Genomic DNA, 14,174 nt, shown 5'->3' with positions numbered 1-14,174 from the left:
CTTCTTGAGACTCTCACCCTCCTTCACCGCGGTCAGAAGCCGCACCGCAGTGGGCGAGGACAGGGTCAAATACATCAGCAATCACCTCCGGGGAGGGTGTTGCATCGATCAACTGAATCCCGCGGACGCCAAACGCGCCGGATTCGTCCACTGGAACGTTGAGCCAGGGACTTCCGAGGATGGAACAATCTGACACGATCCGCCCGGCGATCGAGCCGATCCTGGAGCCACCAGCGGAGGATTCCCGCGAGACCACTTCGTGGACCTCGCGCAAGGTGACGAAGCGACCTGACAAGACGACAAAAGGAGCAATGCACGCAGGCACCAACGGTGATTCCTAGTTGCTGGCGACATGCAAAGCTAGTAGCCTGAGCGCATGCGGGGAGGCTTGGCGCGGTGGAAGCGGTGCGAGGGATCCCACGGCGTGCGCCAGGCGATCGGGTACGCGTTCGAGGGGACGTGTGATTCACACATCCGCACCACGGACGGAGCCCAGGCTCTGCTCGCCTACGGCGCAAGCGGCGAGACCACCGTTACGCGGTTCATCTGCGCCAGCGGGCGCATCGGACACGACGAGCTCAACCAAGGCGGCCTGCGGCGCTGGATCGAGGGGCGCGATCCGGTCACGGACGCGGCCCGCGGCATCCCGCAGCTCTCGCCCCGCTCCGACCTGATCCTCGACGGAACGATCAACGCACCCAAGACCTACAGCATCGCCGCCCTGCTCCACCCCGAACTCGCGGACGAGTTCGAGGACCTGCAGGACCGCCTGCGCGACCGCATCATCCTCACGTGGCAGCGCGAGCTCAACGGGCGACGCGGGCACGGCGGCGTCCTCCGCGAGGAGCTTGCGCGTATTGAGGTCGTGGAGCTCAAGCATCGGCGATCGCGCGCGCTCGATCCCCACTTCCATCGTCACCTGTGGCTGAATGCGAAGGTCCTCGGCCGCGATGGCAAGTGGTCGACCGTCGACTCGCGTGTGGCGATGAAGTTGCACACCCTGGTCAACGCGGAGGGGGAACTCGCTGCGCGCACGGACCCGCAATGGATCTCGGCGCTCGCCAAGCATGGCTACTCACTCGACGCGGCGGGCGAGATCGCCCAACTTGCTCATGCAGTGGGGCCGCTGTCGCGGCGGTCAAACCAGATCGAGACCAATCGAGCGCGCCTCCTGGGGGAGTGGCTGTCTGACCATCCGGCGCAACAGCCGAGCCACGACATCCTCCAGCAGATCGACCGCCGGGCGTGGGCGCTCCAGCGGCCGAACAAGCCCAGGCACCTCGACGAGGACGAATGGGAGCTTGCGGTTCGCCGCGAGATCGCCGCGCTCGATCGTTCTCTCGTCGTGCCGCGCACGCCCATCAAGCTCACCTCTGTCTCGATCGGCGCGGTCGACCGTGAACTCCTCGCTGCAAGGGCAGTCGTGGATGCGGATGCCCGCTCAGCCCCGAACGGCGGGCGCTTCAGCGAATGCGACATCCGTGCCGGCGCAATGCGCGCCGTTGCGGCATCCGGGATCGTGCAAGAGCGCGCAATGCTGCAAGAGCTCATCGACGATGTCACAGGTCGCGCTCGCGACCATACGATCAACCTGCTCGACGATGCCGCGCGACCAGCGCACATCAAGGGGTACATGGCGCTCACCACGGCGACCCTCAAGGTCGACCTCGGCGCACAGCTTGATGCCCTGAGCCAGCCGGGCGTCCCGCTGACGCGCAACAGCGTTGCGCTGTTCGCCGCAGCATCCATTACTCCCGATGCGGAGATTGATGCGGACCAGCTGGATGCCGCCGCCGCGATCGCTGGCACGGACCGGCTCGTCACGATCACGGGTCCCGCCGGTGCTGGCAAGACAACAGTTCTGCGCATCGCCCACCGCGCATTGCAGCACCAACGACGACAGATGATCGTCGTTGCGCCGACCAAGAAGGCAGCAAGCGTCGCGGCGCGCGAGATCGGTGCATCCGCGTCGAGCCTGCATGCCCTGCTCGCCGACCACGGCTGGCGATGGTTCCGAGACAGCGCCGGTCAGGAGCAGTGGGTCCAGCTGCATCGTGGCGATGTCGACCCGGAGACCGGTCGAACCTACCTCGCCCCGCTCCACTATCCGCTGAGACGCGGCGACCGCATCGTCGTGGACGAGGCCGGCATGGTCGACCTGCACACCGCCAACGCTCTCGCGCGAGTCGCCGCGGCCACCGGCGCGGGCATTGCGATGATCGGGGATCCACTTCAGGCGGCGCCGGTCGGCCACTCCGGTGCCATGGCTTCGGTATCACGTCGCAGCACCGCCGTCGTCGAGCTGACGGCTGTACACCGATTCCGCGACCCGGAGTACGCGGCACTCTCGCTTCGCCTGCGGGACCCCACATCAGCGGACGCTGCGAAGGACGTCGCCCGCGCCCTCGACGCGCGCGCTCATCTCCTTCGCGCAGGCAGCGATGAGAGCGCCCAGGGGATGATGGCCGACGCGTGGTTCCACTGGGCCGGGCTGCGTAGGCGCGTGGCACTGGTCACCGCGACGAACGACGAGGCGAACGCTATCAACGGGCGCATCCAGCAGCACCGCGTGGATATCGGTCAGCTCTCGACGAGGCGGATTGCACTAGGCCGCGACGAGCAACGGATCCTCGAGGGCGACCTCGTCCAAACTCGTCGGAACGACCGAGAGGCAGGCGTTGCCAACCGCGCGCTGTGGACAGTGACGCACATCACGCCCACACACGTCGAGCTCGCCAGCATCACCGACAGCGGCGACATCCGCAGCGTAAGCGTGGAGTACGCCGCGGAGCACCTGAACCTCGCATATGCGTCGACGGTCCACGGCATCCAAGGAGAGACGACGGATGCCTCGATCGTGGGGCCCGGAGTGGACGCCGCGGGGCTCTACGTGGGCATGACCCGGGGCCGGCTCAGTAACCAGGTCATCGTGGTCGCCGGCACGGATGCGGCGGCACGCGAAGTCCTCGCTGAGACGATGGTGCGCGGGATCGCCGAGGTCACGATCGCCGACTCGATTGAGGCGGCACGAGCCGAACTCCGCCGTGCCGCGCGGGCGGTGCGACCTGCTCCTCCACGCGTCGACCCGTTCACCGGTCCGGCGGCCCCTGTCACGGCCAGTCGCAGCGGCCCTTCGATCGGACTGTAGTCGGAGGACAGTATGGCTGTGCCGCCACGGAACGGCACGCCGTGGCGAACCCCAACCCGGGGCGCCTCACGGATTGTCGGCGAAGGCCTCGGCGATGAACTTCTCCACGTCCGACTCGCGCCAGCACCGGCGGCCGGCGATCTTCGCCGACTTTGGTGCTGCGCCGGTGTGCAGCATCCATCTCAGCTGGGCGGGAGTGCGGCGCAAACGCGCCGCCACCTCGTCAAGGAAGAGAATTCGATCCATCCGACTCACCCCGATTCCTAGTTGCCGATGACGGCTAAACTTAGTGAACCACGTTATCTAGTCGAGATCAATAGGTTTCTGGAGTAGCCTCAAGGCATGATCGATGATGAGCTGATCGGCCGCAACCTCACCGTGCTACGTGGCACGATGAGCCAGAAGGAGCTCGCCGAGCGCATGCGCAAGCTCGGGTTCAAGTGGTCCCAAGCCACTGTCTGGTCGATCGAGAAGGGTGAACGTCCGCTCCGGTTGACGGAATCCGAGGCGCTGGGGTCGGTCTTCGGCATCCACGCGCACGCGCTTACACTGACCGAGCAATCCCTCAGCCGCGTAATGCGTGCGCGGGAATTGGACGACGCACTCACGCAGATCGCAGATCTGGCGTATGCCTCGTTCGAGCGACAGCGACGACTCGCAATGGCGTATGACATGGTCGCGGGCGAAGACGACGATGAGGACTTCACCCCGGAGCTGTTTGCGCACAACGCGGTCGACTACGCGCTCCAAGGTCTTGCCCGGGCCGAGGCGCACCTCCGAGGAGAGTTCGAGGTCGAGGAACTTCTCTACGGACCGTTCCCGCACGAAGGCCATGACTTCCAGCGGGCCTTCATCGCCCGAGTCCGCGCGCAGATCGAAGAACTGCGTCAGCGAGGCGATACGCAAGAGGAGGCCGAGGATGGCGTCGATCAAGCAACGCAGTGACGGCACCTGGCGGGCCCGGTATCGCGATGATGCCGGCAAGGAGCACGCTCGGCACTTCACACTGAAGCGGGATGCACAGCGATGGCTCGACGAAATCGCGGCAGCGGTTGTCACCGGCCAGTACGTCGACCCGAAGGCCGGGCGCATCACATGGGATGAGTGGACTGCGCGCTGGATGGAACGACAGTCGTGGGCGGCGGGCACGTACGAGGCTGCGACCGTGGCGGCTAAGAGCGTGCCGTGGCGAGAGAGCGCGATCGCCGGGATCAAGGCTTCGCACGTCCAAGCCTGGGTCGCCGGCGAATCGAAGCGCGGCCTCGCGCCATCCACCATCAAGACTCGTCTGAACTACATCCAGATGTCTTTTCGGGCTGCGGTCGCGGACAAGCTGATCGTCGCGAGCCCGGCTCTGGGCGTGAAGGCTCCGCGTGGTCGCAAAGCCGAGGCGGCGATGCGCATCATGACCGCCGACGAAGTTCTTGCAGTGCTCGACGCCGCAGGCGATTTCCGGGGATTCGTGGAGGTGTGCGTGTTCGCGGGTCTCCGGCTGGGAGAGGCCGCGGGTCTGCAGCTGCGCGACGTCAACTTCCTCGGCCGCTCGATAACGGTCGCACGGCAGGTTCAGGGCGCAACCATCAAGACCGCGAGGATTGTCCCGCCCAAATACGAGTCTGAGCGAACGGTGTACGTCCCTGACGAGCTCATGGCGTCGCTTGCCGCGCACGTCAAGCGGCAGCAGGTCGCCGATCAGGATGAGCAGCTCTTCGTGACTCCGCTCGGGCGGCTCTGGAACCGCAACAATGCGGCAGAGGAATGGCGCCGGATCAGAGCTGCGACCGGACTATCAGATGAGGTCACGCTGCACACGCTGCGCCACACGTTCGCATCGAACCTGATCGCTCAGGGATGCGACGTCGTGACGGTGCAGCGTGCGCTCGGTCACTCGACGCCGTCGATCACGCTGAACGTCTACAGCCACCTCTGGCCGTCAGCGGAGGACCGGACGAGGTCCGCGACGGCTTCCTTCATGACCCAAATCCGCAATTCTGCGGACTCGGTGCGGACTGAAACAGAAAAACCCCAGGTCAGAGGCTCCCGCTAGCGGTAGTTGACGAACTGCAGGTCGACGTCGAGGTCGGCGGCCTTCAGCAGCCGCTGGACCTCCTGGAGGTCGTCGCGGCTCTTGGACTGCACGCGCAGCTCGTCGCCCTGGATCTGCGACTTCACCGACTTCGGGCCTTCGTCGCGGATGATCTTGCTGATCTTCTTGGCGTTCTCGGACGAGATGCCGTCCTTGATCGTCGAGGTGATGCGGTACTCCTTGCCGCTCGACTGCGGCTCGCCGGACTCGAGACTCTTCAGCGAGATGCCGCGTTTGATGAGCTTCGACTGGAAGACATCGAGGACGGCCTTCGCGCGCTCCTCGCTGGTCGCCTTGATGAGCACCGCCTCGCCGCTCCACTCGATCGAGGCGCCCGTGCCCTTGAAGTCATAGCGCTGCTCGACCTCCTTGCGGGCCTGGTTGAGCGCGTTGTCGGCCTCCTGGTGGTCGACCTTGGAGACGATGTCGAAGCTGGAATCCGCCATCCTCCCAGCCTATCGGCGGGGGGAGGCGGCATCCAGATTCTGCAAGCGCTTGCGCGCGGCGGACACGGATGCGTCGGCGCACCGGGCCGCGTGCAAGCGCGTGCATCCATCACGATTCTGCATCGCCTCGGAAGTCCACCTTGCGCCGAACCGCGCCATCCTGCAAGATGTAAGCGCTTGCAATTAAGCTCCGGGGTCGATGAAGCCGCCGCACGTGCCTTCCACGCCCCGATCTCCCGATCAGAGAGGCAAACACCGATGAAGGTGAACAAGAAGGGCGCGCTCGGTCTGCTCGCGCTCGTCGCGGCCAGCGCCGTCGCGCTCACCGCGTGCTCGAGCGGCACCGCCGCCAACAAGCCCACCTCGAGCGGCTCGCTCACGGTGTGGGTCGACGCGAACCGCGCCCAGGCGATGAAGGATGTCGCGGCCGAGTTCCAGAAGGAAAAGGGCGTCAAGGTCAACCTGGTCATCAAGGACTACGGGAAGATCCAGCAGGACTTCACTGCTCAGGTCCCGACCGGCAAGGGTCCGGACATCACCATCGGCGGCCACGACTGGATCGGCGGGTTCGTCAAGAACGGCGTCGTCGCGCCCGTCGAGCTCGGCTCGAAGTCGGGTGACTTCGAGAAGATCGCGATCCAGGCCGTCACGTACGACGGCAAGCAGTACGGCCTTCCGTACGCGATCGAGAACATCGCCATCATGCGCAACACGGCCCTCGCGCCGAACCCGACCCCCTCGACCTACGACGAGATGATCTCGGCGGGCAAGGCCTCGGGCGCCAAGTACCCGTTCCTCATCGGCCTCGACGCCGCCAACGGCGACCCGTACCACACGTACCCGTTCCAGACCTCGTTCGGCAGCGCCGTCTTCGCGCAGAACTCCGACGGCTCGTACGACGCCTCGAAGCTGACGATCGGTGACGATGCGGGCAAGAACTTCGCCAAGTGGCTCGGCCAGCAGGGCGCCGCGGGCATCTTCAAGCCGGGTCTGACCGGTGACCTCGCGAAGGCCGCGTTCAACGCGGGCGAGTCGCCGTACTTCATCACCGGTCCGTGGAACGTGCCGGATGCGCAGGCCAAGGGCATCAAGATCGCCATCGACGCGATCCCGTCGGCCGGCGGCCAGCCCGCTCGTCCGTTCGCGGGCGTGCAGGCGTTCTTCGTGAGCTCGAAGTCGAAGAACAAGCTGCTCGCCAATGAGTTCCTCGTGAACTACATGGGCACCGAGAAGGTCCAGACCGAGCTCTACAAGGCCGGCGGCCGTCCCCCGGCACTGACGAGCGCGTTCACCGCTGCGCAGTCCGACCCGATCATCGCCGGTTTCGCCAAGGTCGGTGCCGACGCCGTCCCGATGCCGAGCATCCCCCAGATGGGTGCCGTCTGGGATGACTGGGGCAAGTCCGAGGTCGCGATCATGAAGGGCGGCGAGGTCGCCTCCACGTGGCAGACCATGGCCACGAACATCCAGGGCAAGGTCGCCGCAGGCTGACCTTCGCAACGACGGGCGGTGCCGCATCGGCACCGCCCGTCGTCCCATACTGAACAGCGAAACCCATCGCACAGGAGCGACGCCGATGACCGCACCCACCCTCGACAAGCCGCCGACCTCACCGGCCGAGCGTGCCGCACAGCGTCGCCAGAAGCGGGCGGCCGCCTATGCCGAAGCCGCTTCCCTCGGCTGGAAGGTCTGGCTCGCGAAGATCGTGATGCTCGGCATCATCGACGCGCTCGCCGTCTACGCCATCCTCGTGCTCATCGGGCAGGGCCAGTGGCTCGTGCCGCTCATCATCGGCGTGGTCACCGTCGTGGTCAACGTCATCTACCTGCGGCCCGGAATGCTCCCGGCCAAGTACCTGACGCCCGGCCTCATCTTCCTCTTCGTCTTCCAGATCTTCGTCGTCCTCTTCTCGGCGTACATCGCCTTCACCAACTACGGCACCGGCCACAACTCGACGAAGGACGACGCGGTCAACGCGCTGCTGCTGCAGTCCCAGACCCGTGTCGAGGACTCCCCGATCTACCCCGTGTCGGTGCTCGAGCGCGCCGGCGACTTCTTCCTGCTCGCCACCGACCCCAAGACCGACCAGGTGTACATCGGCGGCGAGAACCGGCCCCTCGAGAAGGTGGCCCACCCGGAGATGTCCGGCGACGCCGCGACGGGCGCGCCCGGCTATCGCACCCTCACCTTCGGCGAGATCGCCGACAATCAGGATGCGATCGGCAACCTCTCCGTTCCGCTCACGAAGGATCCGAACGACGGATACCTCAAGACCACCGACGGCTCGAACGCGTACGTCTTCCTCTCCACGCTGAAGTGGGATCCGAAGGCCGACACGATGACGGATGCCAAGACCGGCACGGTCTACTACGACAACGGGCACGGGTCGTTCGAGGCGAAGGACGGCCAGAAGCTCGAGGTCGGATGGTCCGTCTGGGTCGGCTTCGAGAACTTCGTCCGTGCGTTCAGCGACCAGTCCATCCGCGGTCCGTTCTTCGCCGTTCTCATCTGGACGTTCGCGTTCGCCATCCTCTCCGTGGCGTCGACGTTCATCCTGGGTCTCTTCCTCGCCATCGTGTTCAACGATCCGCGCATGAAGAGCAAGAAGTTCTACCGGGTCGTCATGATCCTGCCGTACGCGTTCCCGGCCTTCCTCTCCGCGCTCGTGTGGGCGGGTCTGTTCAACACCGACTTCGGCTTCATCAACCAGGTGCTTCTGGGCGGCGCATCTGTTCCGTGGCTCACCAACCCCTGGCTCGCGAAGTTCGCGATCCTGTTCGCCAACCTCTGGCTCGGGTTCCCCTACATGTTCCTGGTGTGCACCGGCGCGCTGCAGTCGCTCCCCGAGGACGTGGTGGAGGCCGGTCGCATGGACGGCGCGAGCGTGTGGCAGATCTTCCGCCACCTGAAGTTCCCGCTGCTGCTCGTGGCCGTCGCGCCGCTGCTGATCTCGTCGTTCGCGTTCAATTTCAACAACTTCAACCTGATCTACATGATGACCAACGGCGGCCCGCAGTTCGCGGACGCCAGCATCAACGCCGGAGCGACGGACCTCCTGATCTCCATGGTCTACAAGGTCGCGTTCGTCGGTGCGTCGCGTGACTACGGTCTGGCCAGCGCGTTCTCGATCATCATCTTCCTCCTGGTCGCAGGGATCTCCTGGCTGGGATTCCGTCAGACCAAGGTGCTCGAGGAGCTGAACTGACATGAGCGACAACACTCCTGCCACGAAGACCACCGGCGACCTGGACGAGCTCGCCCGCGGCGAGGTCGACGCCCGCTCTGTCGCGCTCGACGGCGCCGAGATCACGAGTCCCGCCTTCACCGATACCCGCGGCAGCGGCGCGGCCGAGCCCCGACGTCCGTTCCGGCGCTGGTTCCGTGAGACCGGCTGGCGCCACATCATCGGCATCGTGATGCTCGTGTTCGCCGCCTTCCCCCTGGTCTACGTCCTCTCGGCGTCGCTGGCGCCGGGCGGCACGCTGCTCAGCACGAACGGTCTGTTCTCGGAGGTCAGCTTCCAGAACTACGTCGATCTGTTCGGCAATCCGATCCGGCCCTACGCGGCCTGGTACGTGAACACCCTCGTCATCGGGCTCTCCGCAGCCCTCGGCAGCGTGTTCCTGTGCGCCCTCGCGGCATACTCGTTCTCCCGCATGCGCTTCCGGGGTCGACGCAGTGGACTGCTCACCCTGCTGCTCGTGCAGATGTTCCCGCAGCTGCTCGCGGTGGTCGCGATCTTCCTGCTGCTCTCATCGATCGGCGACATCTTCCCGGCGCTCGGCCTGAACTCTCAGCTCGGGCTGATCATGATCTACCTCGGCGGCGCGCTGGGTGCGAACACGTTCCTCATGTACGGGTTCTTCAACACAGTCCCGGCCGAGATCGACGAGGCGGCGAAGATCGACGGCGCCGGGCACGCGCGCATCTTCTTCACGATCATCCTCCGCCTGGTCGCGCCGATTCTCGCCGTCATCGGTCTGCTCGCCTTCATCGGCATCACGGGCGACTTCCTGATCGCGTCGACCGTGCTGATCGACCCGGAGAAGCAGACGCTCGCGGTCGGTCTCTACCAGTACGTGTCGACCGACGCGAAGGAGTGGGGCGTGTTCGCCGCCGGCGCGGTGCTGGCCGCCATCGTCCCGGTCATCCTGTTCCTCTCGCTGCAGCGCTTCATCGTCGGCGGCCTCACCGCCGGCAGCGGCAAGTAAGGGATGCCGCGGCACGGGATCGCGGCGGCGGTCGCGGTCGTCGCCCTCGCGCTGGGCCTGGCGGGCTGTGCCAGCGCGGCCGCGCAGCCGAAGGCGTCGGCATCCACCCCTCCCGGGGTCGAGGGCGTGGGCGTGGAGATGTTCCAGCGACCGTGGACGTCGATCGCGACCGAATGCGGCTCGACTCTCGGACCCGCCGGATTCTCGTGGGTGCTGACCTCGCCGCCGCAGGAGCACATCACGGGCCCGCAGTGGTGGACCTCGTACCAGCCGGTCAGCGACAAGATCGACTCGAAGCTCGGCACCGAGCAGCAGTTCGCCGACATGGTGACGGCCTGCAAGGCCGCCGGAGTCGAGGTCGTCGCGGACGCCGTGTTCAACCACATGACGGCCCAGGGAGCCGGTACCGGATTCGCGGGAACGGCCTTCACGAAGTACTCCTACGCGGGTCTCTACGGCCCCGCGGACTTCCATCACTGCGGGCTGACTCCGGACGGGTCGATCCAGGACTACACCTCCCGCGCGCAGGTGCAGACGTGCGAGCTCGTCGGGCTTGCCGACCTCGATACCGGCTCACCCCACGTCCGGATGACGATCGCCCGGTATCTGAAGCACCTGCTGTCGCTCGGGGTCGCCGGCTTCCGCATCGACGCGGCCAAGCACATGGCGGCGAAGGATGTCGCGGCCATCGTCTCGATGCTGCCCGCGAGCACTCCCGTCATCAGCGAGGTCATCCGCGGTGCCGGGGAGCCGATCCAGCCCGAGGAGTACACGGGCATCGGGCAGGTCTTCGAGTTCGCGTATGCGCGGGAGCTCGGCCCCCAGCTGAAGGCCGGCGTCCTGATGGATCCGGCGCGGGAGGACCACGTGCCCTCGGCATCCGCCGCTGTGTTCGTCGACAACCACGACACCGAGCGCGGGGACGCCGCCGTCACCTACCGCGACGGGCCGCTCTACCTCATGGCTGACGCGCTCATGCTGGCCGATGACTACGGCACACCCGTCGTGTACTCCGGCTATGCGTTCTCGGATCCGGATGCGGGGCCCCCGCAGGATTGCGTCGGGCCACGTGACGGGGTGGACCTGCGACGGCGTGACGGGGCCCAAGACGTCGTATTCCGACGGCGAGGGCGTCTGCCCGGAGGCCTGGAGCTCCATCGCCGGGATGATCGAGTGGAGGGACGCGGCGGGCACGGCGCAGCGCGAGGCCGGAGTCTCGCAGGGTCCGGCGTACGGCTTCGAGCGCACCGGGCGCGCGGTCATCGCGGCGAACCCCGGCTCCTCGTCCGCGACGCTCCGCGTGCCGACGGCTCTCCCGGCCGGACGCTATTGCGATGTCATCGCCGACGGCCCCAGTATGAACGGGTGCGCCGGCGGCGCCATCGTCACGGTCGCCGACGGAAAGGCCGTCTTCTCCCTCGCGCCGGAGCAGACGGCCGCGATCCATGTCGGCGCAACGCGCTAGAGTCTCGCCTCACAACTGAACAACAACACAGCGGCTCTGTCATGGCGTTTCGGCCGTGCAACCACGCGATTGCATTCGCTTCTCGACAGAAGGGATCCCTTCCCATGCCCCTTGCTCCGCACCACGACAGCTCGCCGCTGCACGTCTCGACGCAGCATCCCTCCCTCGGTGACTTCGTGCAGGTTCGCCTGCGCGTGCCCGACGGTTACGGCCCGGTGACCCGCGTCGCCGTGCGCTCCAACCCCGACCACGAGCCGGCCTGGTGGGAGGCCGAGCTCATCGGCTCCGCCGGCGGCTGGGACTGGTGGGAGGCGACGATCACCGTCGCCAACCCGCGCCACGGCTATCGCTGGCACCTCGTGCTCGAGGACGGCACGCACGTCGCCCTCGGCCAGGGGGGCCTGACGACCCTCGAGCCGCTCGACGGCTTCGACTTCGCGCTGGTCGCCGGCAACGAGCCGCCCGTCTGGATGGACGACGCCGTGCTGTACCAGATCTTCCCCGACCGCTTCGCGCGGTCCGAGGCGGCCGACGACCGGCCGGTGCCCGAGTGGGCCATTCCCGTGTCGTGGGACACCCCGGTCGACCCCGAGGCCCCGGGCCGCAGCGGCCAGCTGTACGGCGGCGACCTCGACGGCATCATCGAGCGCCTCGACCACATCGAGGGCCTCGGGGTGTCGGTCGTCTACCACACGCCGATCTTCCCCGCCGAGTCCAACCACCGGTACGACGCGTCGAGCTTCGAGCTCATCGACCCGCTCCTGGGCGGAGACGACGCCTACGTGCGGCTGATCGGCGCGCTGCACGCCCGCGGCATCCGGATCATGGGTGACCTGACATCGAACCACTCGGGCTCCGCGCACGAATGGTTCCGCGCCGCATACGAGCACCCGGGGGCGCCGGAGGGCGACTTCTACTACTTCCTGGATGCCGAGCACACCCGTTACGAGTCGTGGCTCGGCGTGCCCAGCCTGCCGAAGTTCGACTGGAGTTCGCCGGAGCTCCGCCGCCGCTTCATCGAGGGGCCGGACTCCGTCGTGGCGAAGTGGCTGAAGCCCCCCTACGGCATCGACGGCTGGCGGATCGACGTCGCCAACATGACCGGGCGGCTCGGTGCGATCGATCTCAACACCGACGTGCGGTGCATCCTTCGCCAGACGATGGTCGAGACCAACCCCGACACGCTGCTGCTCGGCGAGTCCACGAACGACGCGGCGACCGATCTCCAGGGCGACGCGTGGCACGGCGCGATGACGTACCCGGGGTTCACCCGCGGTCTGTGGGCTTGGCTCGGTGACACCCCGAGCGAGAAGGGTGACGAGTGGTTCTTCGGCATCCCGGCCGGTCGCCCGCAGTACACCGCGCGCGAGTTCGCGCAGCAGCTCGACCGCTTCACGGGCCAGATCCCCTGGCGGGTGCGGACGGGATGCATGCTGCCCCTCGACACGCACGACACCGCCCGGTTCGCCACCATCGCGGCGGATGGCACGATCCCGCTCGCGGTCGGGCTGCAGATGACGCTCCCCGGCATCCCGGTGGTCTTCGCCGGCGACGAGTTCGGCCTCACCGGCGTGGACGGCGAGATGAGCCGCACCCCGATCCCGTGGGACCGCATCGACGAGCCTGAGGTGGCGTCGCGGATCGACCTCTACCGGCAGCTCATCGGCCTGCGCCGGGAAAGCGTCGCGCTGCGCGAAGGCGGCTTCCGCTGGCTGCATGTCGACGACGACACGATCGTCTTCGTGCGCGAGTCCGAGGCCGAGTCGGTGCTCGTGCTCGCCTCGCGCGGTGACGTCGATCTCGGACTGTCCGCGCCGACGGTGGATGCGGGGGATGCCGAGTCCCTCTTCGGCGAGGCGACGCTCGCCGTCGCCGCGGACGGGTCGGTGGACATCGCCGCCGATGGGCCGGTATTCGCGGTGTGGCGCCTGGCCGGCGTCGCCGTGCCCGCCGTCTCGACGACGGCTCCGGCGAAGGCGGTCCTCCGGTGACCCCGGTGTCGAAGGACGTGGATGCGGCGCGCTTCGAGGCGCTGTCGGCCGGGCTCGCCGCGGGCGTCGGCGCCCGTGACGACCTGATCGGGCTGGTGCTGCTCGGCTCCGCATCCGACGAGGCTGCTGGTCGCCGTGACGAATGGTCGGACCACGACTTCTTCGCCCTCATCGCGGACGGCCGCGGCCCCGAGGTGCGGCCCGATCTGTCGTGGCTGCCCGACCAGCAGCGGATCGTCCTCACCGCGCGTGAGGGCGAGATCGGCTTCGTCGCGGTGTACGACGACGGGCACGTGTTCGAGTTCGCCTTCTCGGAGGCGGGCGAGCTCGCCGGCGCGGTGGCGGGAGACGCCACAGTGGTCGTGGACGACGAGCGCGGCACGACCGCGCGACTCCTGTCCGAGTCGCGCGCGCGGGCCGCCGCATCCGATTCCTTCGACCCGGTCAACGACACGCGACTCGTCTTCGTGAAGCTCCTCATCGGCGTCGGCCGCGTGCGTCGTGGCGAGGTGCTGAACGGACAGGGGTTCGTGCGGCAGTGGGCGGTGCAGCTGCTGGTCCGTGCGGTCCGCGGGCGCTTCCCGCAGGGGTCGACGACGGCTCGCGACACGATCGACCCGATGCGCCGGTTCGAGCAGGACTTCCCGCGCGAGGCGGCGCTCATCGCCGACGCGCTGGATCAGCCGGTCGAGGTTTCGGCACGCCGCCTCTTCGCCCTCACCCGGTCGCTTCTCGAACCGGGCTGGGAGGAGTTCCCGTCACGTGCGGCGGATGCCGTCGCCGATCGACTCGGCTGGCCCAGAGACGGCGGTGCGTTCCTAAACTGA

The 14,174-nt window shown here is 67.2% G+C and carries 11 protein-coding genes and 1 pseudogene; 10 read left to right on the top strand and 2 right to left on the bottom strand.

The window, feature by feature from the left end; all coding sequences use genetic code 11:
• Positions 1-376 precede the first annotated feature (376 nt).
• Complete coding sequence (locus tag AC0NZN_RS17205) at positions 377-3,148, top strand: AAA family ATPase (protein ID WP_474593541.1); 2,772 nt, start codon at positions 377-379, stop codon at positions 3,146-3,148.
• A 66-nt stretch (positions 3,149-3,214) separates the two neighbouring features.
• Here the strand turns inward: AC0NZN_RS17205 and AC0NZN_RS17200 are convergent, their stop codons facing one another.
• A complete protein-coding gene (locus AC0NZN_RS17200; RefSeq protein ID WP_320941825.1) occupies positions 3,215-3,394 on the bottom strand; it encodes a helix-turn-helix transcriptional regulator in 180 nt (59 codons plus the stop codon).
• A 96-nt stretch (positions 3,395-3,490) separates the two neighbouring features.
• Here AC0NZN_RS17200 and AC0NZN_RS17195 point away from each other — a divergent pair, with 96 nt between their 5' ends.
• Both AC0NZN_RS17195 and AC0NZN_RS17190 read left to right on the top strand, forming a co-directional pair.
• Complete coding sequence (locus AC0NZN_RS17195) at positions 3,491-4,093, top strand: helix-turn-helix domain-containing protein (protein WP_474593540.1); 603 nt, start codon at positions 3,491-3,493, stop codon at positions 4,091-4,093.
• Positions 4,068-5,195 carry a site-specific integrase gene (locus AC0NZN_RS17190; RefSeq protein ID WP_474593539.1) on the top strand — a complete coding sequence of 376 codons (1,128 nt, stop codon included), beginning with the start codon at positions 4,068-4,070 and terminating at the stop codon, positions 5,193-5,195. The genes AC0NZN_RS17195 and AC0NZN_RS17190 overlap by 26 nt, the downstream gene beginning before the upstream one ends.
• Here the strand turns inward: AC0NZN_RS17190 and AC0NZN_RS17185 are convergent.
• Positions 5,192-5,680, bottom strand: a complete 489-nt coding sequence (locus AC0NZN_RS17185) for a YajQ family cyclic di-GMP-binding protein (protein WP_474593538.1) — start codon at positions 5,678-5,680, stop codon at positions 5,192-5,194. The two genes, AC0NZN_RS17190 and AC0NZN_RS17185, sit on opposite strands and share 4 nt — an antisense overlap.
• A gap of 258 nt (positions 5,681-5,938) precedes the next feature.
• Here AC0NZN_RS17185 and AC0NZN_RS17180 point away from each other — a divergent pair, with 258 nt between their 5' ends.
• The 7 genes and pseudogenes from AC0NZN_RS17180 (at position 5,939) to AC0NZN_RS17150 (ending at position 14,174) form a co-directional block, all read left to right on the top strand.
• Entirely contained in the window at positions 5,939-7,171 is a 1,233-nt protein-coding gene (locus AC0NZN_RS17180) for a sugar ABC transporter substrate-binding protein (RefSeq protein WP_474593537.1), read from the top strand.
• 85 nt (positions 7,172-7,256) lie between these two features.
• Positions 7,257-8,885: an ABC transporter permease subunit gene (locus tag AC0NZN_RS17175; protein ID WP_474593536.1), complete on the top strand. Its 1,629-nt coding sequence runs from the start codon at positions 7,257-7,259 to the stop codon at positions 8,883-8,885.
• 1 nt (position 8,886) lies between these two features.
• Positions 8,887-9,891, top strand: coding sequence for a sugar ABC transporter permease (locus AC0NZN_RS17170; RefSeq protein ID WP_474593535.1), 1,005 nt, complete (start codon positions 8,887-8,889; stop codon positions 9,889-9,891).
• Between the two features lie 3 nt (positions 9,892-9,894).
• Positions 9,895-10,503, top strand: a pseudogene (locus AC0NZN_RS17165) (alpha-amylase family protein); the annotation flags it as partial.
• A gap of 373 nt (positions 10,504-10,876) precedes the next feature.
• Positions 10,877-11,356: an alpha amylase C-terminal domain-containing protein gene (locus AC0NZN_RS17160; RefSeq protein WP_474593546.1), complete on the top strand. Its 480-nt coding sequence runs from the start codon at positions 10,877-10,879 to the stop codon at positions 11,354-11,356.
• Positions 11,357-11,397: 41 nt separating this feature from the next.
• Positions 11,398-13,347, top strand: a complete 1,950-nt coding sequence (locus AC0NZN_RS17155; protein ID WP_474593545.1) for a glycoside hydrolase family 13 protein — start codon at positions 11,398-11,400, stop codon at positions 13,345-13,347.
• Positions 13,344-14,174, top strand: coding sequence for a hypothetical protein (locus AC0NZN_RS17150; RefSeq protein WP_474593534.1), 831 nt, complete (start codon positions 13,344-13,346; stop codon positions 14,172-14,174). The genes AC0NZN_RS17155 and AC0NZN_RS17150 overlap by 4 nt, the downstream gene beginning before the upstream one ends.

It is taken from the genome of Microbacterium sp. sgz311019, from assembly GCF_056135325.1.
This window is presented reverse-complemented; position numbering and strand designations above follow the sequence as displayed.